Source organism: Agromyces agglutinans, assembly GCF_009647605.1.
GTDB classification, from domain to species: domain Bacteria; phylum Actinomycetota; class Actinomycetes; order Actinomycetales; family Microbacteriaceae; genus Agromyces; species Agromyces agglutinans.
Genome location: NZ_WJIF01000003.1, coordinates 21,033 through 43,569, shown reverse-complemented (window position 1 = coordinate 43,569; position 22,537 = coordinate 21,033). Strand labels below are relative to the sequence as shown.

Sequence of the window (22,537 nt, the reverse complement as noted above, 5' to 3'; positions counted from 1 at the left end):
ACGGCGCCGGGAGGCGCCGGGCGCGCGTGGTTTGGCGGCGCGGCATCCGTCGCCTAGACTTGCTCAGGTTGCGACGCCGACCAAGCTCCTCCATGCCTTCAACCGGCAGGAAGCGCGAGGCCGGGCAGCGACCGTCAGGAGCACACGCTCCTGAAGGGCGGTGGCTCAATTGGTAGAGCAGCGGTCTCCAAAACCGCAGGTTGCAGGTTCGAGTCCTGTCCGCCCTGCGAGCCGGCAGTGAATGCCGGCCCACGAAAGGGAATACGAGTGGCCCGGAAAGTCATCGACGAACCCAGCGAGGACGTCGTCGCCAACGCCAAGCGCGAGCGCGCGGCGAAGCGCAACCCGTTCTCCCGGATCGCCCTGTTCATGCGACAGGTCTTCGCCGAACTGAAGAAGGTCGTCACCCCGACCCGCAAGGAGCTGTTCAGCTTCACGGTCGTGGTGCTCGTGTTCGTCGTCATCATGATGGCGATCGTGTGGGGGCTCGACCAACTGGCCGGCCTGCTGGTGCTGTACGTCTTCGGACAGCCGGGCGTCTGATCGGGCCCTCGGCGCCGAAGCGGAAGCCCGGATCGGGGTTCCGATCCGGCGAGAGAGAAGGATCAACGAAGTGACGAAGTACGAGCGCGACGACGTCGACTGGGCGACCGCGGCCGAGCAGTCGTCGGAAGACGACGAGGCCCAGGAGGGCTCGTCGCTCGAGCACGACGAGGCATCCGTCGAGGCTGCCGAGCACCGCGCCGTGCACGTCGTCGACGACGAGGGCAACGACGTCGACCTCGACGCCGTGCTCGACGCGATCGCCGAGGCCGCCGACCCCGAGGCCGACGCGGTCGTCGACGACGCCCTCGAGATCGACTCCGCCGACGAGGCCGAGGCTGCCGCAGAGGCCGTCGAGGAGGAGGACGCGGAGCACGAGCACGACCCGTACGAGGAGTTCCGCGCCGAGCTGCGCTTCCTCCCGGGCAAGTGGTACGTCATCCACTCCTACGCGGGCTTCGAGCGCCGCGTGAAGGCGAACATCGAGCAGCGCCGCGAGTCGATGGCGATGGCCGACTACATCTACCAGGTCGAAGTGCCGATGGAAGACGTCGTCGAGATCAAGAACGGCCAGCGCAAGATGGTCACGCGCGTGCGCATCCCGGGCTACGTGCTCGTGCGCATGGAGCTCAATGAAGACAGCTGGTCGGTCATCCGCCACACGCCCGGCGTCACCGGCTTCGTCGGCAACGCCCACAACCCGACGCCGCTGCGCTTCGAGGAGGCCTTCGGCATGCTGAAGAGCCTCGTCGAGCCCAAGGAGGCCCCGGTCGCGAAGGGCGCGAAGGCGACCGCCGCTCCCGGCGCCGCCCGCGTCATCCCCGCCGAGATCGACTTCGAGATCGGCGAGACCATCACGATCAAGGACGGCTCGTTCGCGGGCCTGCCCGGCACGATCAACGAGATCAAGCCCGAGAGCGGCAAGCTCACCGTGCTCGTCTCGCTCTTCGAGCGCGAGACGCCGGTCGAGCTCAGCTTCGACCAGGTCACCAAGCTGTAGCGAGCGACGGATGCCCCGGGCCACGGTCCGAGGCATCCGATCGCCCAGCACGCTCGGAGGATTCCTCCGCTATCATTGACCGGTTGCCCGCCGCGCGCGTGCGACCTCCCCAAGACCACCGCATCCCGGAACCGCCGGGCGTGCGGGAGAGTGCCCGGTTCCCGGGCGTTCGAACAGAAAGAGAGAAATCATGGCACCGAAGAAGAAGGTCACTGGTCTGATCAAACTTCAGATCAACGCCGGCGCCGCCAACCCCGCACCGCCCATCGGTCCGGCGCTGGGTCAGCACGGCGTGAACATCATGGAGTTCTGCAAGGCCTACAACGCGGCGACCGAGTCGCAGCGCGGCAACGTGATCCCCGTCGAGATCACCGTCTACGAAGACCGTTCGTTCACCTTCGTCCTCAAGACCCCGCCCGCTGCCGAGCTCATCAAGAAGGCCGCCGGCGTCGCCAAGGGCTCGGGCGTCCCGCACACCACCAAGGTCGGCAAGATCTCGCCCGACCAGGTCCGCGCGATCGCCGAGCAGAAGATGGCCGACCTCAACGCGAACGACCTCGACGCCGCGTCGAAGATCATCGCGGGCACCGCTCGCTCGATGGGCATCACGGTCGAATAAGGCCGGTCCGTCCGGAGGTCTCGATACCGCGCTGCGCGCCGACTCGACCGCCGGAAAGCACAGAACTCTCATTCGTGGCAGCGCCCGCCAGGCGCGATGACCACACTCTCGCTAGGAGAACCAACATGGCACAGAAGTCCAAGGCCTACCGGGCCGCGGCCGAGAAGATCGAGGCCGGCAAGTACTACGCACCCACCGAGGCGGTCGCCATCGCCAAGGAGACCGGCTCGGCGAAGTTCGACTCGACCGTCGAGGTCGCGCTGAAGCTCGGCGTCGACCCCCGCAAGGCCGACCAGATGGTGCGCGGCACCGTCATCCTCCCGCACGGCACGGGCAAGACCGCCCGCGTCATCGTGTTCGCGACCGGCCCTGCGGCCGAGGCTGCGATCGCGGCGGGCGCTGACGAGGTCGGCGGCGCCGAGCTCATCGAGAAGGTCGCCGGCGGCTACACCGCGTTCGACGCGGCGGTCGCCACCCCCGAGCTCATGGGCCAGGTCGGCCGTCTCGGCAAGGTGCTGGGCCCGCGCGGCCTCATGCCGAACCCGAAGACCGGCACCGTGACCCCGAACCCGGCCAAGGCCGTCGAGGAGATCAAGGGCGGCAAGATCGAGTTCCGCGTCGACAAGCACGCCAACGTGCACTTCGTCGTCGGCAAGGCCTCGTTCTCCCTCGACCAGCTCAACGAGAACCTGCGCGCCGCGCTCGACGAGGTCCTGCGCCTCAAGCCGTCGAGCTCGAAGGGCCGCTACGTGCAGAAGGGCGCCGTGTCGACCACGTTCGGCCCCGGCATCCCGCTGGACGTCAACGCACTCTGAGTCCCGCACTCGTCACGAAGGGCCCGCCGGTTGGCGGGCCCTTCGTCGTCAACCCGGATGCCTCCGGTGCGGATGCCTCTGTGCGGATGCCTCCGGTGCGGATGCCGCTGGTGCGAGTTGCTCGCATCCGTGCGGGATCCTCGTCGCACCGGGGCGAGGAAGTCGCACGGCGGCGTGGCGGCGTGGCGACGGCGCGGCGGCGCGCGGGCGGGGGGTCAGTGCGTGATGCGGAAGTCGGATGCCTCGGAGCCGGGTTCGCGGGTCGCCTCGAGCTCGTGCGCCGTCACGGTCACGACCTCGGCCTCGGGCGGCCCCGCCGCGAGCCATCCGAGCATCGACTCGACCATCTCGTCGTCGCCCTCGATCTCGGCCTCGACCGAGCCGTCGGGAAGGTTGCGCACCCAGCCCGACAGGTCGCGCCGCCGCGCTTGGCGCCGCGTGGCATAGCGGTAGCCGACGCCCTGCACCTCACCGTGCACCACCACCCGAACCCGCCGCATGCCGCGAGGATATCCCGCGGGTGGGATGCCCGCCATGGGCGGGTCGGCGTAGCATCCGTGACATGAGCGAACGAGCGAAGGTGGTCGGCGCCGTCATCGGGGTGACGGTCGCGGTCCTCGCCGTCGACCTCTGGTTGTCGTCTCTTGGCGCCTGGGGCCTCGCGGCGTACTGCACGGCGCTCGGGGCGGTGATCGCGTGGCTGCTCGTCGCCGATCACCGGCGGCAGACCCGCGACGAGGTCCGGTCGGATCCGAGAGCAGCGGCCGGGCACGGCCTCGAGTGGTCGCCCTGACGCGGTCGGGCGGGTGAGATGCAACGAGCGGATGCCCCCCGCCGGGGCATCCGCTCGGTCGCGGGTTCTGCGTGCGTCAGCCGATGCGGATCAGCTTCTTGTTGACGAACTCGTCGGCGCCGAAGCGGCCGAGCTCGCGGCCCGAGCCCGAGCGCTTGACGCCGCCGAAGGGCAGCTCGGCGCCGTCGGCGAGCACGACGTTGACGAAGACCATGCCGGCCTCGATGCCGTCGGCGACGCGCAGCGCCTGCTCGCGATCGGTCGTGTAGACGTACGAGCCGAGGCCGAAGGGGATGTCGTTCGCGATGCGCACCGCGTCGGCTTCGTCCTTCGCGCGGTACACCTGCGCGACCGGCCCGAAGAACTCCTCCTTCGAGGCGGGATTGTCGGACGTGACCTCCGTCAGCACGGTCGTCTGGAAGAAGGCGCCGTCGCGACCGCCGCCGTGCACGAGCTTCGCCCCGTGCTCGACGGCGCGCTTGACCTGCTCGTCGAGACCCTCGGCGGCCTTCAGCGACGACAGCGGCCCGAGCGCGGTCTCGGCGGCGGTCGGGTCGCCCGTCTCGACCTCGGCGAGCTTCGCCGTGAACTTCTCGAGGAACGGGTCGTAGAGCTCGTCGGCGACGATGAACCGCTTGGCCGCGTTGCAGGACTGGCCGTTGTTGTCGAGGCGTGCATCGACGGCGTTCTGCACGGTGGCGTCGAGGTCGTCGGTCGACAGCAGGATGAAGGGGTCGGAGCCGCCGAGCTCGAGCACGACCTTCTTCAGGTGCTTGCCCGCGATCGCGGCGACCGCTGAGCCCGCACGCTCCGATCCCGTGAGCGAGACGCCCTGCACGCGCGGGTCGGCGATCACGGTCTCGATCTGCTCGTGCGACGCGTACACGTTGACGTAGGCGCCCTCGGGGAAGCCCGCGTCGAGGAAGATCCGCTCGATCGCCGCGGCCGACTCGGGGCACTGCTCGGCGTGCTTGAGGATGATCGTGTTGCCGATGATCAGGTTCGGGCCGGCGAAGCGGGCGACCTGGTAGTACGGGAAGTTCCACGGCATGATGCCGAGGAGCACGCCCAGCGCCGAGCGGCGGATGACCGCCGAACCCTCGCCGTCGAGCAGCGTGATCGGCTCGTCCTTCAGGAAGTCCTCGGCGTGATCGGCGTAGTACTCGTAGATCGCCCCGGCGAAGTCGGCCTCGCCGAGCGCCTGCTCGATGGGCTTGCCCATCTCGCGCACGATGATCTCGGCGAGCTCCTGGCGACGCTCGACGTGGAGTTCGCCGACGCGGCGGACGAGGGCGGCGCGCTCGGCGACCGTCGTCGACTTGGACCACGTGCGGTGCGCCTCGTCGGCCGCCGCGATCGCCGCACCGAGTTCGGCTTCGGTGATCGTGGGGAAGGTCTTGATCGTCTCTCCGGTAGCCGGATTGACCACGGCGTAGCTCATTGCGCTCCTTCTCGGACGGTGCACGGGAACTCGTCGACCGGCGGTGACGACGGTGCACACCTGGCCCCCAGCCTACGTCGCGACGGCGCGCGCGAGAACGGACGGGATGTCGCGAGGACGCGCCGGATTCGACGGGATGTACACCGGCGTCGGCTGGAGCCGTCGGTATCGTGGGCCGCGATCGAGCCGAGGAGGGTGCATGGGGCGCAGCGTGCTCGACGGCGTGCGCGTGGCCGACTTCTCGCGCGTGCTCGCCGGCCCCTACGCGACCATGACCCTCGCCGACTTCGGCGCCGACGTCATCAAGGTCGAGCCGCCCGGAGGCGACGACACCCGGGCCTGGCGGCCGCCCGTCGACGCCGCGGGCGACGCGACGTACTTCGCGAGCGTGAACCGCAACAAGCGCTCGGTCGCGCTCGACCTCGCGACCGAGTCGGGCCTCGCCGAGGCGCGCCGCCTCGTCCGGACGGCCGACGTCGTCGTCGAGAACTTCCGACCGGGCGTGATGGAGCGGTTCGGCCTCGCCTACGACGACGTCGCCGCGGTCAACCCCCGGGTCGTGTACTGCTCGATCACCGGATTCGGCACCGCCGGGGGCGCCGGGCTCGCCGGCTACGACCTGCTCGTGCAGGCCGTCGGCGGGCTCATGTCGATCACGGGCGACCCGTCGGGCGGGCCGGTGAAGGCGGGGGTCGCCCTCGTCGACGTGATCACCGGGCAGAACGCGGTCGCCGGCATCCTGCTCGCGCTGCGCGAGCGCGACCGGAGCGGTCGCGGCCAGCACGTCGAGGTGAACCTCCTGCACGGGCTGCTCGCGGCCCTCACGAACCAGGCGGGCTCGACGCTCGCGACCGGTGCCTCGCCGCGACGGCTCGGCAACCGGCATCCGTCGATCGCGCCGTACGCGGTGTTCCGCGCCGCCGATCGCGATCTCGTGCTCGCCGTCGGCAATGACCGGCAGTTCCGCTCCCTCGCGCGGTTGATCGGCCGGCCCGACCTCGGCGACGACCCGCGGTTCGCCGGCAACGAGGCGCGCGTCGCGAATCGCGACGCCCTGACGGAGGCGCTCGAGGCGGCGCTCGCTGTCGGCGCGGCCGCCGACTGGGTCGAGGCGTTCGCCGACGCCGGCGTGCCCGCCGGGCTCGTGAACGACGTGGCCGAGGCGATCGCGTTCGCCGAGTCGCTCGGCCTGGACCCCGTCGTCGACCTCGGCGGGCGCCGCTCGATCGCCGACCCCATCGGACTCTCCGCGACCCCGGCCGAGCACCGAACCCCGCCGCCCGCGCTCGACGAACACCACGGCGCCGACTGGCGCGAAGCCAGGAAGGAACCCCGATGACCGCAGCACCCCGCATCGACGCCGTCTTCGACCTCGACGCCCTGCTCACCGACGACGAGCGCGACTGGCAGCAGCTGGCGCGCGCGTTCGCGCAGGAGCGCATCCTGCCCGTGATCGAGGCGGACTTCGAGGCGGCGCACTTCCGCCGTGAGCTGGTGCCCGAACTCGGCGCCGCCGGATTCCTCGGCATGCACCTGAGCGGCTACGGTTGCGCCGGAGCCGGCGCGGTCGCCTACGGGCTCGTCTGCCTCGAGCTCGAGGCGGCCGACTCGGGCTGGCGCACCTTCGTGTCGGTGCAGGGATCGCTCGCGATGAGCGCGATCCACACGTACGGCTCCGAGGAGCAGAAGCAGCGCTGGCTTCCCGGCATGGCCGCCGGCGACCTGATCGGATGCTTCGCCCTGACCGAACCGCAGGGCGGGAGCGATCCCGCCGCGATGACGACGGTCGCCCGCCGCGACGGCGACGGCTGGGTGCTCGACGGCGCGAAGCGCTGGATCGGCCTCGCGTCGCTCGCCGACGTCGCGGTCGTCTGGGCCCGGGTCGAGGACGCGAGCGGCCCCGACGGCTCGAACGCGTATGGCGCGGGCGCCCGCGCCGTGCGCGGGTTCCTCGTACCCACCTCGACGCCGGGGTTCACCGCGACCCCGATCGACGGCAAGCTCTCGATGCGCGCGTCGGTGCAGTGCGACATCGAACTCGCGGGCGTCCGAGTGGGCGACGACGCGCTGCTGCCCGGGGCATCCGGCTTGTCAGGCCCGTTCGGATGCCTCAACGAGGCGCGCTACGGCATCGTGTGGGGCGCGATGGGCGCCGCGCGGTCGTGCCTCGAGGCGGCCCTCGAGCGATCGGTCGCGCGCGAGGTGTTCGGCCGACCGATCGGCGCCAACCAGCTCACGCAGGCCAAGCTCGCCGACATGTTCCTCGAGGTCGAGAAGGGCGTGCTGCTGGCCCTGCACCTCGGCCGGCTGAAGGAGCGCGGCGCGCTCACCGCCGCCCAGATCTCGGTGGGCAAGCTGAACAGCGTGCGCGAGGCGCTCGAGATCGCGCACCAGTCCCGGAGCATCCTCGCCGGCGACGGCATCACCAATGCGTGGCCGGTGATGCGGCACGCCGCGAACCTGGAGTCGGTGCGCACGTACGAGGGCACCGACGAGATCCACCAGCTCGTGATCGGCCGGGAGCTCACCGGGCTCAGCGCGTTCTGAGGGCGGGCGACGCGAAGCGCATCGAGGCCCGTGCGGGGTCTCGATACGCTTCGCCACTCGACCGGCGGTGTCAGTTGATGCCGGGGATCACGATCCAGTGGTTGACGAGGATGATCCAGATGCCGATGACGACGAGCGCCGCGATCGTGAGGCCGCGACCGGTGCGACCGCCGGCGAAGAGGGCGACGACGAGCGCGATCAGCGTCGCGACGGCGAGCACGAGCCCGCCCCACGGGATCGGGACGAAGAACGACAGGATGAACAGCGCGGCGACGATCACCTCGATGACGCCGACGATCGTCGAGCCGCCGCGGGCGCGGAGTCGCCAGATGCCGTCGACGAGGGCGAGCACGCCGCCGATGAGGCCGATGAGGAGGAGCCAGGACAGGGTGATCATGACACTGCCTTCCGTGTGGTGAGGGGGGCACCGCGACGCGGGAGGGATCCCGCGACCTCCGTCACGCTAGTGAGTGCGCGAGATCCGGAGCGAGGGGTTGCGGAACCGGCCCGCGAACCGGTATTCCGCGCGAGGAATACGGCGCAGGCGGCGAATCGGGGGAACGATCGGGGAATGCCACACGGCGTCATCGGGTTGGGATCCCGGGTGCGCCCGTGCTGGACTGAAACGGTCCCCGGGCGCGCATCGATGCCCATCGGGCATCCCAGAATCCCCACGAAGGAGCCGTTCCATGATCCGTGCCCGCCGTACCGCCATCGGTCTCGCCGCCGCAGCCCTGACCGCCATCGCCCTCGCCGCCTGCTCGTCGGGCTCGACGGGTTCCGACGGGGCCGGGGCATCCGCATCGGGTGACGAGTACGGGCTCGTCTCGGCCGGCACGCTGACGGTGGCGACCGAGGGCACGTACCGTCCGTTCAGCTACCACGACGAGGGCTCGGGCGACCTGGTCGGCTACGACGTCGAGATCGCCGAGGCGGTCGCCGAGAAGCTCGGCCTCGACATCGAGTTCCAGGAGACGCAGTGGGACGCGATCTTCGCGGGCCTCGACGCGGGCCGCTTCGACGTCATCGCGAACCAGGTGTCGATCAACCCCGAGCGCGAGGAGAAGTACCTGCTGAGCGAGCCGTACACCGTCTCGCCCGGCGTCATCGTCGTCAATGAGGGCGACTCGTCGATCTCGAGCTTCGACGACCTCGCCGGCAAGACCACCGCGCAGTCGCTGACGAGCAACTGGTACGAGCTCGCCCAGGAGGCGGGCGCGAACGTCGAGGCCGTCGAGGGCTGGGCGCAGGCCGTCGCGCTGCTCGAGCAGGGTCGCGTCGACGCCACGATCAACGACGAGCTCACCTTCCTCGACTACCTGAAGTCGACGCCCGACGCGCCGATCGAGGTCGCCGTCGAGACGGATGACCCGTCGCTGAGTGCGTTCGCCGCGGCGAAGGACAAGCAGGCGCTCGTCGACGCGATCGATGCCGCGCTCGAGGAGTTGCGCGCCGAGGGCGTGCTCGCCGGACTCGGTGACAAGTACTTCGGCGCCGACGTCTCCGAGTAGGGTGACTCCGCGGCGGAAGCCTGCGGAGGGAGGCCTCGCGTGAACGACGGCTTGCAGCTGTTCCTCGATTCGCTCTGGCCGATCGTGTGGGGCGGGCTGAGCGGGACCATCCCGCTCGCCCTGGCCTCGTTCGTGATCGGCCTGGTGATCGCGCTCGGCGTCGCGCTGGCGCGGATCTCGAAGAATCGGGTGCTCTCGGGCATCGCCCGGTTCTACATCTCGGTGATCCGCGGCACGCCTCTGCTCGTGCAGCTCTTCGTGATCTTCTACGGCATGCCCGCGGTCGGCGTCGTGCTCGACCCGTGGCCGAGCGCGATCATCGCGTTCTCGCTGAACGTCGGCGGGTACGCCGCCGAGGTCATTCGAGCGGCCATCCTCTCGGTGCCGAAGGGCCAGTGGGAGGCCGGGTACACGATCGGTATGTCGAGCGGGCGGACGCTCCGGCGCATCATCCTGCCGCAGGCCGCGCGCGTGTCGGTGCCGCCGCTGTCGAACACGTTCATCTCGCTCGTGAAAGACACGTCGCTCGCATCGCTCATCCTCGTGACCGAGCTGTTCCGCGTGTCCGAGCAGATCGCCGCCTTCAGCCAGGAGTTCATGCTGCTCTACCTCGAGGCGGCGCTCGTCTACTGGGTGTTCTGCCTCGCGCTGTCGGCCGGGCAGAACCGCATCGAGAGGAGGCTCGACCGATATGTCGCAGCCTGACGAAGCATCCGGCGACGCCGTGCCCGAGGCATCCGGCGACGCGCTCGGCGCATCCGGCGACGCGCTCGCGCCGCAGTCCGCGCCCGACGACTCGGTGCTCGTGCGCGCCCGTGGCATCCGCAAGACGTTCGGCGGCAACGAGGTGCTGCGCGGGGTCGACCTCGAGGTGCGCCGCGGCGAGGTCGTGGCGCTCATCGGCCCGAGCGGCTCGGGCAAGACCACGGTGCTGCGGTCGCTGAACGGCCTCGAGACGCCCGACGCCGGCGAACTCGAGATCGTCGGCGGGCCGCGCATCGACTTCGCCGCCCAGCGCCCGCTGCCGAAGGCAGCGCGCTATGCGCTGCGGGACCGCTCGGCGATGGTGTTCCAGCACCACAACCTGTTCCCGCACATGACGGTGCTGCAGAACGTGATCGAGGGTCCGGTGCAGGTGCGGCGGATGCCGCGTGCCGATGCGACCGCGCATGCCGAGGCTTTGCTCGCCCGGGTCGGACTCGCCGAGAAGCGCGACGCGTACCCGTTCGAGCTGTCGGGAGGCCAGCAGCAGCGCGTGGGCATCGTGCGGGCGCTCGCGCTCGAGCCCGACCTGCTGCTCTTCGACGAGCCGACGAGCGCGCTCGACCCCGAACTCGTCGGCGAGGTGCTGCGCGTCATCAAGGAGCTCGCCGACGAAGGCTGGACGATGGTGATCGTCACCCATGAGCTCGCCTTCGCGCGCCAGGTCGCCGACGAGGTCGTGTTCCTCGACGGAGGCGTCATCGTCGAACGCGGGGCGCCCGCGACGCTGTTCACGGCGCCGCGCGAGGAGCGCACCCGGCGGTTCCTCGATCGCCTCCTCCATCCGTTCGAGTAGCGCGACTCCCATCCGTTCGAGGAGCACGGTCGGGGGTCGCGCTCGCGCGCGCCCGGCTCGCGCGGCGCCGCCTGCCGCGTACCGTGGAGGCATGTCCCCGCGGTCCGCGCGCCGGTTCCTGGGAGGATTCCGCCTCGCGGTCGCGCTGCTCGAGATCGTGGCGATCATCGGCAACTTCCAGTACGTGCTCGGTTTCCGCTTCTTCGCGACCGCGAACTTCTTCAGTTACTTCACGATCCAGTCGGCGTTCCTCGCGGTGATCACGCTGCTGATCGCCGCTGTGTTCGCGCTGTCGGCTCCCCGGGATCCGGCATGGCTCGGCATCCTGCGCACGATGGTCACCGTCTACGTGCTCGTGTCGGGCGTGGTGTTCGGGCTCATCGTGAGCCAGGCGTCGACGCGCGACTACCGCATCGAGGTGCCGTGGTCGGACACGCTGCTGCACTTCGTGGTGCCGGCGCTCGCGCTCGTTGCGTGGACGACCGACAGCATCATGGCCGTGAACCCGCGCGTGCCGTGGTCGACGGTCGGGTGGGTGCTCGTCTACCCGACGATCTGGCTGGGCTACACGCTCGCGCGCGGGCAGGACATCGGCTGGTTCCCGTACTTCTTCCTCGACGAGACGCAGGTCGGGGGCTGGACCGGGGTGCTGCTCTACTGCCTGCTGTGCCTGGTGATCTTCGTCGCGATCACCGCCGGGCTCGTCGCGATCAACCGGCGTCTGTGGGCGCGGCGGCGGCGAACGGCGCGAGGCTCGCGAGCACCTCGTCGAGGAACGCGCCGTCGTCGAGTTCCTCGAGTCGCCGAGCCTGCTCGGCCGCGATGATCCCGACCAGCAGCGCCTGGTCGCCGGAGCCTCCTGCGTCGATCCAGGCGCCGACCGTCGTCGTCTCGCCGACGACGGTGAGCACGTCGCGTCGAGGATCGCCGGGAGCGGCATCCGACCGCCAGAACGCGTCGTCGAACCGCAGCCAGACGAGATCGAGGCGACCCATGCCGAGCACCGAGATGGCGTGCTGGTGCGCGCGCGGCAGCCGCGGCGAGAAGCGGATCGTGTCGGTCTGGAGGACGCCCAGCGGCGCCGTCACGATGACCCGGTCGACGCGCAGCGACTCCCCCGAGTCCATGCGCAGGCTCACGCGCCGGTCGTCGTATGCGATGCGCGTGACGACGTTCGAGACGGCGACGTCGACGGATGCCGCGAGCTCGTCGATCACGTCGGCCAGGCGCCCTCGGACGAGGCTCGCCGGCTGCCAGGCCGAGGTCGGCTGGGCCTGGCGCGCCGACATGAGCCGCGGCGACGCGCCGGTCGACGGCTCGACATCGCTCGCGAGCGTGTAGGCGAGCCAGTCGGCCGGCGACGGGCCGGGCACGCCCTCGGTGTCAGGTTCGGTCGACAGGGCGCCGGCGCCGCTGCCGGCGAGCGCGGCGTCGAGACCGACGTCGTAGGGCCAGGCCTCGGCCCAGGCCCGGGCGGCCGCGATCGCCTCGAAGCCGACCGGCTGGATCGGCGCCCAGGTGCCGTCGGCGGTGCGCGCATCGGCCGGCGGCGCGACCGGTCGGGTGTCGACGGAGGCCTCGGCGAGGAGGTCGGCGACGGCGGGGGCATCCTCGCCGACCAGCAGTGCGCCGAGCTCGACCGTGCCGTCGGCATCACCCGTGAGCGCCTCGTCGGCGACCGAGTGGATGCGCCCCCCGACGCGGTCGCGCGCCTCGATCACCACGACCTCGAACCCGCGGTCGACGAGCTGGTTCGCTGCGGCGAGTCCGGCGAGGCCCGCGCCGATCACCGCGATGCGCTCGCCGTCCTCGGCGGTGCGTGCGACGTCCTGCGCGGCCGCGAGGCCCGTCGCGAGCGCGCCGCGCAGGGTGCCGGGCGCCTCGGCCGAGCAGGCCTCGCCGGCGAACCACACCCGATCGCCGATCGGTCTCGCGAGCTGCTGCCTCAGCTCGGGCGTCGTGCCGATGGCGTCGAAGCTGAACGCGCCACGGGCGAACGGGTCGGTGCCCCATTTGGACCGCCGCATCGCGGTGGGGGCCGGCACACCCGGCGGCAGCGTCGGCTCGGGCGTGGGCGTCGGGGTCGCGCTCGGCGTGCGCGACGCGGTCGGGCTCGGTGTGGGCTCGGGCCCCGTGCAGCTCGCGAGCACCACCGTCGCGACGCCCGCGACGGCCGCGGCGAGGAAGCCGCGACGCGGCACGCCGCCCGGAAGGCCGCCGGCGCCCTGGGAGTCCATGCGTTCAGGCTAACCCGGGTGGGTGCGCGTGCTTCGGAAGCGGTACCCGGTGCGGGCTGTCAGCCGACGCGGTCGAACGCGGCCGCGAAGCGCGGCAGGCTCTCCTCGATCGTGGCCATGGTCGCGGTCAGGCAGATGCGGAAGAAGCCGGGCGTCTCGAACATCGTGCCCGGGAGCACGAGCACGCCCTCGCGGTCGAGCGCCTGCGCGAAGGCGGCGTCGTCGCCGCCGGGCGCCTCGGGGAAGAGGTAGAACGTGCCCTCCGGCACGCTGACGCGGTAGCCGATCTCGCGCAGCGCGGCGACCATCACGTCGCGCTTGCGCTGGTAGAGGGGGATGTCGAAGGCCAGGGTCTCGAGCTTCGGCAGCGCGTACTGCATGGAGGCGTTGGGGAAGAGCCATCCGCCCGTGATCTGGATCGCCTCGATCGCCGCCCGCAGCTCCTCGCGGTCGGGCATCGTGGGCGGCACGGCGAGGTAGCCGATGCGCTCGCCGGGGGAGAGGAGCGTCTTGCCGTAGCTGTACGCGAGGAAGCTCCACGGATAGAACTCCGTGGGGCTGCGGAAGTGCGCACCGTCGTAGACGATGCGGTTGTACGCCTCATCGGAGACGAGGTGGATGCGGCGGCCGTTGCGCTGCGAGGCGTCCTCGAGCACGGCGGCGAGGCGTTCGAGCGTCTCGGGCGGATAGATGCGGCCCGTCGGGTTGTTGGGGCTGTTGACGATGACGATCCTCGTGCGCGGCGTGATCGCCGCGGCGATCGCGTCGAGGTCGAGGTCGAACGTGTCGCGATCGATCGAGACCTTCACGGGCACGAGGCCGGCCTCGAGGATCAGCCCCTCGTAGAGGAACCAGGGCGGCAGGCTGTAGAGCACCTCGTCGCCCGGGTCGCCGACGATCTTCAGCGCGGTCGAGATCGCGGCGAAGCCGCCGGTCGTCAGGTGCACGTCGGCCGGCTCGAAGGGCATGCCGACGTGCCTTCGGAGCGACTCGGTCGCCGCGTCGATGGCCTTCGCGTCGCCGAAGTTGTACGCGAACCAGAGCTCGTGCTGCGGCACGGTGGCCTCACGGAGCGCCTCGACGTAGGCCTCCGACGGCGGCTCGTGCGGATCGCCGAAGGTGAAGTCGAGCACGCCCGGCTCGTGCCGCCGGCGTTCGTAGCCCGAGAGTCGGTAGAACTCGTAGAGCCGCTGGAACGGCGTCGCACGCGCGACCGTGTCGACTCGATGCGATGTGGGCCTGCCGTCCATGGCGCCTCCCCCGAGGGGCGGGCGCCGAGGCATCCGGCCGCCCGCGGATGCCGCCCATGCTACTCGCGGGCGGCATCCGCGACGCGACCCCCGAAGGAGGCGCGCAGGAGCTGCAGGCTGCCGGCGGCGGCTCCGGTCAGCCCACGCGGGCGTCGGCCAGGGAGAGCGCCTCGTCGATGACGTCGAGGCCGCGGCGCAGCTCGTCCTCGGAGATGATCAGCGGCGGCGCGACATGCAGGCGGTTGAAGTGCGTGAACGGCCAGACCCCGGCGCGCTTGCACGCGGCGGCGACCTCGGCCACGGGCGTGGCATCCGCCCCCGACGCGTTGAACGGCACGAGCGGTTCGCGCGTCGCCGGATCCTTCACGAGCTCGATCGCCCAGAACAGGCCGAGCCCCCGCACCTCGCCGACCGACGGGTGCACCGCGGCGATCTCGCGCAGCCGCGGCTCGACGACGCGCGCGCCGAGGTCGCGCACGCGCTCCAGGATGCCGTCGCGTTCGAACACCTCGAACGTCGCGACGCCGGCGGCGCAGGCGAGCGGATGCCCCGAGTACGTGAGTCCACCCGCGAACGCGACGGTGTCGAAGTACTCGGCGATGCGCTGCGAGATGACCACGCCGCCGAGCGGCACGTAGCCCGAGTTGACGCCCTTCGCGAAGGTGATGAGATCGGGAACGACGTCGAAGTGGTTCACCGCGAACCACTCGCCGACCCGGCCGAAGCCGACCATGACCTCGTCGGCGATGTAGACGATGCCGTACTTGTCGGCCAGCGTCCGCACGCCCGCGAGGTACCCGGGCGGGGGCACGAGCACGCCGTTGGTGCCGACGATCGTCTCGATGATGATCGCGGCGATCGTCGACGCCCCCTCGAGCACGATCACCTGCTCGAGGTGGGCGAGCGAGCGCTCGGTCTCCTGCTCGGGGGAGTCGGCGTGGAACGACGACCGGTACGGGTAGGGCCCGAAGAAGTGCGCGACGCTGCCGTCGCTCGGCTCGTTCGGCCAGCGCCGCGGGTCGCCCGTGAGCGAGATCGCGGTCGCGGTGCCGCCGTGGTAGCTGCGGTACATCGAGAGCACCTTGCGGCGCCCGGTGACCGCGCGCGCCATGCGCACGGCGTACTCGTTGGCGTCGGCGCCGCCGTTGGTGAAGAACACCTTGTCGAGGTCGCCCGGCGCGACCTCGGCGATGCGGCGGGCGAGCTCGCCGCGCACGTCGGAGGCCATCGAGGGCTGGATCGTCGCGAGGCGCCCGGCCTGGCGCTGGATCGCCGCGACGAGGTCGGGGTGCTGGTGGCCGAGGTTGAGGTTCACGAGCTGGCTCGAGAAGTCGAGGTACGCGTTGCCGGCGTAGTCGCGGAAGGTCGACCCCTCGCCCGAGGCGACGGGCAGGGGATCGATGAGCGCCTGCGCGCTCCACGAGTGGAAGACGTGCGCGCGGTCGTCGGCGCGCACCTGCGCGTCGGCCGCGAGGTCGGGAAGGGTGAGGGTCATGCGGATGCTCCGTCAGTGGTTGCTCGGGAAGCCGAGGTTGACCTGCGACTCGGAGGGGTCGGGCCAGCGCGTGGTGACGACCTTCGAGCGCGTGTAGAAGTGGATCGACTCGGGGCCGTAGATGTGCGAGTCGCCGAAGAGCGAGTTCTTCCATCCGCCGAACGAGAACGCGCCGATCGGCACGGGGATCGGCACGTTGACGCCGACCATGCCGACCTCGATGTCGAACTCGAACTGGCGCGCCGTGCGACCGTCGCGCGTGAACAGCGCGACGCCGTTCGCGAAGCGGTTCGCGTTGATGAGCTCGACGGCCTCGTCGTAGGTGCCGACGCGCACGACCGAGAGCACTGGCCCGAAGATCTCGTCCTCGTAGACCTTCATGCCGGGCCGCACGTGGTCGACCAGCGACGTGCCGATGAAGAACCCGTCGCCCTCGAATTCGGCCTGCGTGCCGTCGACGACGACCGTCGCGCCCTCGGCGGCGGCGCCCGTGACGTACGAGGCGACCTTGTCGCGGTGCTCGCGCGTGATGAGCGGGCCCATCTCGCTCGAGGCATCCGTGCCGTCGCCGATCTGCAGCTTCGCCATGCGCGACGCGACCTTCTCGACGATCGCGTCGGCGACCTCGTCGCCGACGGCGACGAGCACCGACACGGCCATGCAGCGCTCGCCCGCGGAGCCGTACGCGGCCGAGACGGCGGCGTCGGCCGCCGAGTCGAGGTCGGCGTCGGGCATGACCACCATGTGGTTCTTGGCGCCGCCGAGCGCCTGGACGCGCTTGCCGGCGGCCGAGGCGCGCTCGTAGATCGACTTCGCGATCGGGGTCGATCCGACGAAGCTGACGGCCTTGACGTCGGGGGAGTCGAGGATCGCGTCGACCGCGACCTTGTCGCCGTGCACGACGTTGAGGACGCCGGCGGGCAGGCCCGCCTCCTCGAACAGCCGAGCGAGGAAGACCGATGCGCTCGGGTCCTTCTCGCTGGGCTTCAGCACGACCGTGTTGCCGCAGGCGATGGCCGAGGAGATCATCCACAGCGGCACCATGACCGGGAAGTTGAACGGCGTGATCGCGCCGACGACGCCGACCGGCTGCTTGACCGAGTGCACGTCGACGCCGCGCGCGACCTGCTCGGCGTGCTCGCCCTTCAGCAGGTGCACGAGCCCGGCCGCGAATTCGACGTTCTCGATGCCGCGGCTGATCTCGCCCTTGGCGTCGGCGAGCACCTTGCCGTGCTGGCTCGTGATGATGGCAGCGAGGTCGTCTTGACGCTCGACGAGCAGCTGACGGAGGCGGAAGAACACGTCGGCGCGCTTGACCAATCCGGTCGCCCGCCAGCCCGGCAGGGCCGCCTTCGCCGCGGCGATCGCGGCGTCGACCTCGGCGGTCGACGCGAACGCGACCTCGTGCGCCCGCTCGCCCGTCGCGGGGTTGAAGACGGGACCGGTGCGCTCGGCGTCGCCGGTCTCGCGGCCGTCGACATGGTGGCGGATGAGGCTCATGGTGTTCCTTCGCGTGCGGTGGTCGGCGCCGATCGGACACATCGACCGAGCGTCGTCTAGGCTGACGATCCTCAGTGTCGCAGAGCAGGAAAGGGCCCAACGATGGCAGATCGTCGCGAAGCGGCGAGGATCAGGACGGATCGTCCGCCCGACCCGTCAGCCGACCAGGGGCTCCCCACGGTCCGCGAGATCCTCACCCTGCAGGCGGTCGTCGACGGCGTGCCCGAGGTGCTCGTCGGCGACGACGCGGGCGACGCGCTCGGCGCGAGGGTGCGCTGGGCGCACGCCTCCGACAGTGCGGGCGTCGCGCGGCTGCTGAACGGCGGGGAGCTGCTGCTGTCGACCGGCTCGGGCTGGCCCGAGGCGCCCGACGAGCTGCGCGCGTTCGTGGCCGGCCTCGTCGAAGCGGGCCTCGCGGGCCTCGTGCTCGAGCTCGGCGTGCACTACCGCTACGTTCCGGCGGTCGTGGCCGACGCGGCGCGCGAGCACGGGCTGGCGCTCGTGGCCCTGCACCGCGAGGTGAAGTTCGTCGCCCTCACCGAGGCCGTGCACAGCCGCATCATCTCGGAGCAGACCGCGGCGCTGCGCGCCCGCGACGAGGTGCGCGAGCGGTTCATGGCGCTCGCGCTGCGCGGATCGCCTGCCGACTTCGTCGTGCACCAGCTCGCGCAGACGCTCGGGGCGTCCGTCGTGCTCGAGAACCTCGCGCACGAGGTCGTCGCGGCCGAGGTGCCGCTCGCCGACGACGAGGCCCTGTTCACCGGCTGGGAGGCGCGGTCGCGTGCGGCTCACCGCGACGACGACGCGCGCCGGGCGAGCGGCCAGTCCGTCGCCGATGCCGACGACTGGCTGATCGTGCCGGTTGAGGCGCGGGGCATCCGCTGGGGGCACCTGATCGCGCTGCCCGGTCCGCCGCACCCGGCCGGGCGCGCGAGCGTGCTGGAGCAGGGCGCGATCGCGCTCGCGCTGGGTCGGCTGGCCGACGGCGACGCCGACGAGTGGGCGAGGATCGGCCGGCGACGCCTCGTCGACGGGCTGCTGGCGGGCCGGTTCGCCGGCCTCGCCGGCGCGTCGGCCCGGTTCGAGGCGGCGGGCCTGCCGGTCGACGGCATGCGCCTGTACGGGCTCGTCGCGGCGGGCGCGGCGGTCACCGTCGAGCGAGCGGATGCCGCGGCGCGCGAGCTGGGCGGACGCGTCGTGCTCGGCTCGACACCCGACGGCACCGGGGCCCGGGTCGCCGCACCCGCGGCGGCGATGCTGCTCGCCCTGCCCCCGTCGCGCCGGTTCGACGACACCGTGGCCCTCGGGTTCGCCCGCGCGCTCGCGGCAGACGCCGCGGCGGCCGAGCGCCTCGTGCTCTCGGTCGGCTCGGCCGCGGCCGGACTCGAGGAGGGCCTCGCCTCGCTGCACGAGGCCGTCGACCTCGCCCGCGGACCCGCGCCGCGCGCCGGCCGTTCGCTCGGCGCGCGCGGACCGTCGCTGCGCCGCGCCGAGGACCGCCCGCTCGTGCGCCTCGTCGCGACGCTGCGCGACGACCACCGGCTGCTGGAGCACGGCGAGCGGATGCTCGCGCCGCTGATCGAGTACGACCTCGGCCGGGGCGGCGACCTGCTCGACGTGCTCGCCGCGATGCTCGCGCATCCGGGCAACCGTACGGCCGCGGCATCCGCGTCGCACCTCTCGCGCTCGGTGTTCTACCAGCGGCTCGCGCTCATCGAGGAGCTGCTGGGCGTCGACCTCGACGACGGCGAGACGCAGACCGCGCTGCACCTGGCGCTGCTCGTGCGCCGCAGCATGGCCCGCTGACCGTCGCCCGCCGGGCACGCAGATCGGCCGGAAGCGGCGCCGGCTCCGGGCGGAGTGTTCGGACCTGCGCCGCGATGCCCGATGGCGTCTGGACACGTCCGATCGCGCAGCCCTAGCGTCTGGTCCACCTCGATTCTCAGACAGGAGCCTCATGGCAGAACGCAGCGCGCTGCGCAGCAACGCGGTCGGACTCGGCGGCGCGGTCATCATGTCCGCCGCCCTGATGGGCCCGGCGGTGTCGGTCTACTTCAACCCGCAGGTGGTCGCCGGGAGTGCCGGTGCGGCGATGCCGCTCGTCTTCGTGATCGCGCTCGTGGTCATGCTCGTCGTCGCGAGCAGCGTCATGGAGATGGCGCGCGTGTTCCCGAGCGCCGGCTCGTTCTACACGTACGTCTCGCGCGGCATCGGGCCGCGCACCGGGTTCGTCACGGGCGGGCTCATGTTCATCGCCTATGCGCTGCTGGTTCCCGCTGAGCTCGCGCTGATCGGCGTCTACACGCAGGACGTGCTCGCCGGGTACGGCGTGACCATCCACTGGACGATCATCTCGGCGGTGTTCACCGCGCTCATGCTCGTGCTGTCGCTGCGCGGCATCGCCGGGTCGCTGCGCACGGCCGCGATCCTGTTCTGCGTCGAGGTCGGCGTGATCGTGCTGCTGAGCGCGATCGTGCTCGCGCAGGGCGGCGCCGACGGGCTCACGCTCGAGCCGTTCTCGCCGACCTCGTCGCCCACCGGGATCTCGGGACTCGCGCTCGGCATGACCTTCGGCATCCTCTCGTTCGTCGGCTTCGAGGCCGCGACCACCCTGGGCGAGGAGGTCAAGGAGCCCCGTCGCAACGTGCCGCGCGGCATCCTCTACTCGCTGCTGCTCGTCGGTGCGATCTACGTCTTCTGCACGTACAGCGAGATGATCGGGTTCGGCATCGCCGGCGCCGGCGACCTCGCCGGCAACTCGGCGCCGTTCAACACCCTGGCCCGCACCTACGCGCCCTGGCTCGACCTGCTCATCGGCCTGGCCGGCATCTCGAGCATCTTCGCGGTGACGATGAACGCGAACAACGGCGTCGTGCGCATCCTGTTCGCGATGGGCCGCGAGGGCATGCTGCCGCGCGGGCTCGGACGCATCCACCCCGTGCACGCCACGCCGACGAACGCGATCTGGCTGCAGGCCGTGATCGCCGTGGTGTTCACGTTCGGCGTGGGCCTGCTTTCGGGGCCGTTCAACGCCTACGTGTACCTCGGTTCGATCCTCACGCTCGCGATCATCCCGGTCTACATCCTGACGAACCTCGCGGTCATGCGGCACTTCGGCGGCGCAGGCCGGGGCGAGCGGCGCGTCTGGCGGCACGTCGTGCTCCCGGTGCTCGGCATCGCATTGCTCGCGATCCCGATCTACGGCCAGGTGTACCCCGTGCCCGCGGCGCCGCTGGCGTTCTTCCCGTACCTGATCCTCGCGTTCATCGCCGTGATGACGGTCGTGGCGATCGTCATGGGCCGCCGCCGGCCCGATGTGCTCGCCCGCGCGGGCGCGGTGCTCGCGACGGGCGACGCCGCGGAAGCGGTCGATGCGGATGCCTCGGGCGATGCGGATGCCACGGGCCACGCGGATGCCACGGGCCACGCGGATGCGTCGAGCGACGCGGATGCTGCCGGCCGGACCGACGCGGATGCCGGACGCCGCTGAGCTGCGCGCGGCCGCCTCGATCCCGCTCGACCTCGCGGTCGAGCTGGTCGGGGCGGCCCGCGCCCACGCCGAATCGCTGGGCGTCGCGGTCAGCATCGCCGTGGTCGACGCCGGCGGTCACCTCGTCGCCTTCGCCCGGATGGACGGCGCCGAGATCGCCGGGCCGACGCTCGCGGTCGACAAGGCGTTCACCGCGGTGGCCCACCGCGCCGCCACGGGCGACCTCGGACCGCTCGCGGTTCCGGGCGGACCGCTCGCGGGCCTGCACGCGAACGGCGGCGGACGGTACGTCGTCTTCGCGGGAGGGCTCCCGCTCGCCGTCGACGGCGTGGTGGCCGCGGGTGTCGGGGTGAGCGGTGCGAGCGCCGACGAGGATGCCGCGTGCGCGGCCGCGGCGGCGGAGAGGTTCGCCGGCTGAGGCATCCATTTCACTTGCTATTGACAAGTTCACTTGCAAAGAGCAAGCTGGGTGCTGCAACCCGGAACCACCACCATCCATGAGACCGGAGACATCATGTCCAGCAGCATCTTCGTCAACCTGACCACCACCGACCTCGAGCGGGCCAAGGCGTTCTACGAGGCGCTCGGCTGGAGCATCAACCCGCAGTTCACCGACGAGAACGCGGCGTGCGTCGTAATCGACGAGCACCTCTACTTCATGGTGCTGACGCGCGAGTACTTCGCGACCTTCACCGACAAGCAGGTCGTCGACCCGAAGACCCACGCGCAGGTCTCGCTCGCGATCACGCGCGACTCGCGGGAGGACGTCGACGACATCCTCGCCAAGGGGCTCGCGGCCGGCGGCACCGAGCCGCGCGACCCGCAGGACCTCGGGTTCATGTACTCGCGCGACCTCGACGACCCCGACGGCAACAACCTCTCCTTCCTGTACATGGAGCCGGCCGCCGCCGAGCAGGGCCCCGAGGCGTACCTGGCCGAGCAGGGCGCCGGCTCGGCGTCGGCCTGACGGCCGGCCCGAGATGGCCACTCGCGCCGCTCGGGGCCTCGGCCAGTACAGCGGCGTCGCGCGCGCGGTCGAGCGGGTCGGCGAACGGTGGGCCCTGCTCATCGTCCGCGACCTGCTCGGCGGCGCGCGCCGCTACAGCGACCTGAAGGCCGGCCTCCCGCGCATCCCGACGAACATCCTGAGCGATCGTCTGAAGGAGTTGCAGGAGGCCGGCATCCTGCGCCGTGTGCCCACGGTGCGCGGCGGGTACGAGCTCACGGCCACGGGGCGCGCCCTCGAACCGGTCGTGCTCGCGCTGGAACGCTGGGGCTTCTCGGGCCTCGGCGAGCCCGCCGAGGGCGAGATCATCACCGCCGACGCCCTGGCCGTGACGCTGCGAGCCGCCTTCCGACCGGATGCCGCGGCCGCGCTGCCGCCCACCGAGTACGTGCTGCACGTCGGCGGCACCTCGGTTTCGGCGACCGTGGTCGGCACGACGCTCGACATCGTGCCGGTCGGGCCCGGGGCGCTGCCCCAGCCGGCGCGGGCCGTGGCATCCGTCGACCCGCCCGAGGCGATCCTCGAGCTGATGGCCGAGCCCCGGGCGTTCCGCGACCTGCTCGCCGGGGTCGGCGATGGGGCCGCGGTCGGGGATTCCAGTGGGGTGACCGTGCTCTCGGGCCGGGCCTCGTTCGTCAAGCGCTTCGCGCGGACCTTCCGGATCGAGCCCATCGGGCCGGTGGGCGACTCGCGCGAAGCGGGCGTGACGGCGTCGGTCGCGTAGGCCTCGCC

23 protein-coding genes and 1 tRNA gene are annotated in these 22,537 nt (G+C 71.5%); 17 read left to right on the top strand and 7 right to left on the bottom strand.

Features of this window, described 5'->3' with window-relative positions:
• Nucleotides 1–154 precede the first annotated feature (154 nt).
• The 5 genes from GE115_RS06420 (at nt 155) to rplA (ending at nt 2,977) form a co-directional block, all read left to right on the top strand.
• Nucleotides 155–227, top strand: a tRNA-Trp gene (locus GE115_RS06420).
• Nucleotides 228–267: 40 nt separating this feature from the next.
• The gene (gene secE, locus GE115_RS06415; protein ID WP_312854956.1) at nt 268–543 is read left to right on the top strand and encodes a preprotein translocase subunit SecE; all 276 of its coding nucleotides are present in this window, start codon (nt 268–270) and stop codon (nt 541–543) included.
• A 70-nt stretch (nt 544–613) separates the two neighbouring features.
• Nucleotides 614–1,543: a transcription termination/antitermination protein NusG gene (gene nusG, locus GE115_RS06410; protein WP_312854955.1), complete on the top strand. Its 930-nt coding sequence runs from the start codon at nt 614–616 to the stop codon at nt 1,541–1,543.
• A 190-nt stretch (nt 1,544–1,733) separates the two neighbouring features.
• Nucleotides 1,734–2,162 carry a 50S ribosomal protein L11 gene (gene rplK, locus GE115_RS06405; protein ID WP_127792295.1) on the top strand — a complete coding sequence of 143 codons (429 nt, stop codon included), beginning with the start codon at nt 1,734–1,736 and terminating at the stop codon, nt 2,160–2,162.
• A 125-nt stretch (nt 2,163–2,287) separates the two neighbouring features.
• Nucleotides 2,288–2,977, top strand: coding sequence for a 50S ribosomal protein L1 (gene rplA / locus GE115_RS06400; protein WP_153683991.1), 690 nt, complete (start codon nt 2,288–2,290; stop codon nt 2,975–2,977).
• 215 nt (nt 2,978–3,192) lie between these two features.
• Here rplA and GE115_RS06395 read toward each other — a convergent pair whose 3' ends face one another.
• Nucleotides 3,193–3,477, bottom strand: coding sequence for an acylphosphatase (locus GE115_RS06395; RefSeq protein ID WP_153683990.1), 285 nt, complete (start codon nt 3,475–3,477; stop codon nt 3,193–3,195).
• Nucleotides 3,478–3,539: 62 nt separating this feature from the next.
• On the opposite strand from GE115_RS06395, the gene GE115_RS06390 reads away from it, so the two are divergent.
• A complete protein-coding gene (locus GE115_RS06390) occupies nt 3,540–3,770 on the top strand; it encodes a hypothetical protein (RefSeq protein ID WP_153683989.1) in 231 nt (76 codons plus the stop codon).
• 76 nt (nt 3,771–3,846) lie between these two features.
• On the opposite strand, the gene GE115_RS06385 is transcribed toward GE115_RS06390, so the two are convergent.
• Nucleotides 3,847–5,211, bottom strand: coding sequence for an NAD-dependent succinate-semialdehyde dehydrogenase (locus tag GE115_RS06385; protein WP_153683988.1), 1,365 nt, complete (start codon nt 5,209–5,211; stop codon nt 3,847–3,849).
• Nucleotides 5,212–5,410: 199 nt separating this feature from the next.
• Here GE115_RS06385 and GE115_RS06380 point away from each other — a divergent pair, with 199 nt between their 5' ends.
• Both GE115_RS06380 and GE115_RS06375 read left to right on the top strand, forming a co-directional pair.
• Complete coding sequence (locus tag GE115_RS06380; protein WP_153683987.1) at nt 5,411–6,550, top strand: CaiB/BaiF CoA transferase family protein; 1,140 nt, start codon at nt 5,411–5,413, stop codon at nt 6,548–6,550.
• Nucleotides 6,547–7,758 carry an acyl-CoA dehydrogenase family protein gene (locus tag GE115_RS06375; protein WP_153683986.1) on the top strand — a complete coding sequence of 404 codons (1,212 nt, stop codon included), beginning with the start codon at nt 6,547–6,549 and terminating at the stop codon, nt 7,756–7,758. The genes GE115_RS06380 and GE115_RS06375 overlap by 4 nt, the downstream gene beginning before the upstream one ends.
• A gap of 70 nt (nt 7,759–7,828) precedes the next feature.
• Here the strand turns inward: GE115_RS06375 and GE115_RS06370 are convergent, their stop codons facing one another.
• Nucleotides 7,829–8,155, bottom strand: coding sequence for a hypothetical protein (locus GE115_RS06370; RefSeq protein WP_153683985.1), 327 nt, complete (start codon nt 8,153–8,155; stop codon nt 7,829–7,831).
• Between the two features lie 292 nt (nt 8,156–8,447).
• On the opposite strand from GE115_RS06370, the gene GE115_RS06365 reads away from it, so the two are divergent.
• The 4 genes from GE115_RS06365 to GE115_RS06350 all read left to right on the top strand — a co-directional run bounded on the left by GE115_RS06365 (nt 8,448) and on the right by GE115_RS06350 (nt 11,653).
• Nucleotides 8,448–9,269, top strand: a complete 822-nt coding sequence (locus GE115_RS06365; RefSeq protein WP_153683984.1) for an amino acid ABC transporter substrate-binding protein — start codon at nt 8,448–8,450, stop codon at nt 9,267–9,269.
• A 39-nt stretch (nt 9,270–9,308) separates the two neighbouring features.
• Nucleotides 9,309–9,974 (top strand): amino acid ABC transporter permease, encoded by a 666-nt coding sequence (locus tag GE115_RS06360; protein ID WP_312854954.1) that lies wholly within the window; start codon nt 9,309–9,311, stop codon nt 9,972–9,974.
• Nucleotides 9,961–10,827: an amino acid ABC transporter ATP-binding protein gene (locus tag GE115_RS06355; RefSeq protein WP_153683983.1), complete on the top strand. Its 867-nt coding sequence runs from the start codon at nt 9,961–9,963 to the stop codon at nt 10,825–10,827. The genes GE115_RS06360 and GE115_RS06355 overlap by 14 nt, the downstream gene beginning before the upstream one ends.
• A 91-nt stretch (nt 10,828–10,918) precedes the next feature.
• Nucleotides 10,919–11,653: a Pr6Pr family membrane protein gene (locus tag GE115_RS06350; protein WP_153683982.1), complete on the top strand. Its 735-nt coding sequence runs from the start codon at nt 10,919–10,921 to the stop codon at nt 11,651–11,653.
• Here the strand turns inward: GE115_RS06350 and GE115_RS06345 are convergent.
• From GE115_RS06345 to GE115_RS06330, 4 genes are all read right to left on the bottom strand, one after another.
• The gene (locus tag GE115_RS06345) at nt 11,538–13,064 is read right to left on the bottom strand and encodes a flavin monoamine oxidase family protein (RefSeq protein WP_153683981.1); all 1,527 of its coding nucleotides are present in this window, start codon (nt 13,062–13,064) and stop codon (nt 11,538–11,540) included. The genes GE115_RS06350 and GE115_RS06345 overlap by 116 nt on opposite strands.
• Nucleotides 13,065–13,123: 59 nt before the next feature.
• On the bottom strand, nt 13,124–14,314 hold the full coding sequence (locus GE115_RS06340; protein WP_153683980.1) for an aminotransferase class I/II-fold pyridoxal phosphate-dependent enzyme: 1,191 nt from the start codon (nt 14,312–14,314) through the stop codon (nt 13,124–13,126).
• Between the two features lie 136 nt (nt 14,315–14,450).
• The gene (locus GE115_RS06335) at nt 14,451–15,809 is read right to left on the bottom strand and encodes an aspartate aminotransferase family protein (RefSeq protein ID WP_153683979.1); all 1,359 of its coding nucleotides are present in this window, start codon (nt 15,807–15,809) and stop codon (nt 14,451–14,453) included.
• 12 nt (nt 15,810–15,821) lie between these two features.
• Nucleotides 15,822–17,309 carry a CoA-acylating methylmalonate-semialdehyde dehydrogenase gene (locus GE115_RS06330; protein WP_153683978.1) on the bottom strand — a complete coding sequence of 496 codons (1,488 nt, stop codon included), beginning with the start codon at nt 17,307–17,309 and terminating at the stop codon, nt 15,822–15,824.
• Between the two features lie 102 nt (nt 17,310–17,411).
• On the opposite strand from GE115_RS06330, the gene GE115_RS06325 reads away from it, so the two are divergent.
• The 5 genes from GE115_RS06325 (at nt 17,412) to GE115_RS06305 (ending at nt 22,529) form a co-directional block, all read left to right on the top strand.
• A complete protein-coding gene (locus tag GE115_RS06325; RefSeq protein WP_153683977.1) occupies nt 17,412–19,115 on the top strand; it encodes a PucR family transcriptional regulator in 1,704 nt (567 codons plus the stop codon).
• 151 nt (nt 19,116–19,266) lie between these two features.
• On the top strand, nt 19,267–20,799 hold the full coding sequence (locus tag GE115_RS06320; protein ID WP_153683976.1) for an APC family permease: 1,533 nt from the start codon (nt 19,267–19,269) through the stop codon (nt 20,797–20,799).
• Nucleotides 20,783–21,217, top strand: coding sequence for a GlcG/HbpS family heme-binding protein (locus GE115_RS06315; protein ID WP_153683975.1), 435 nt, complete (start codon nt 20,783–20,785; stop codon nt 21,215–21,217). The genes GE115_RS06320 and GE115_RS06315 overlap by 17 nt, the downstream gene beginning before the upstream one ends.
• A 96-nt stretch (nt 21,218–21,313) precedes the next feature.
• Nucleotides 21,314–21,766 carry a VOC family protein gene (locus GE115_RS06310; RefSeq protein WP_153683974.1) on the top strand — a complete coding sequence of 151 codons (453 nt, stop codon included), beginning with the start codon at nt 21,314–21,316 and terminating at the stop codon, nt 21,764–21,766.
• A gap of 13 nt (nt 21,767–21,779) precedes the next feature.
• Nucleotides 21,780–22,529 carry a winged helix-turn-helix transcriptional regulator gene (locus GE115_RS06305; RefSeq protein ID WP_153683973.1) on the top strand — a complete coding sequence of 250 codons (750 nt, stop codon included), beginning with the start codon at nt 21,780–21,782 and terminating at the stop codon, nt 22,527–22,529.
• The last annotated feature ends 8 nt before the right edge of the window (nt 22,530–22,537 follow it).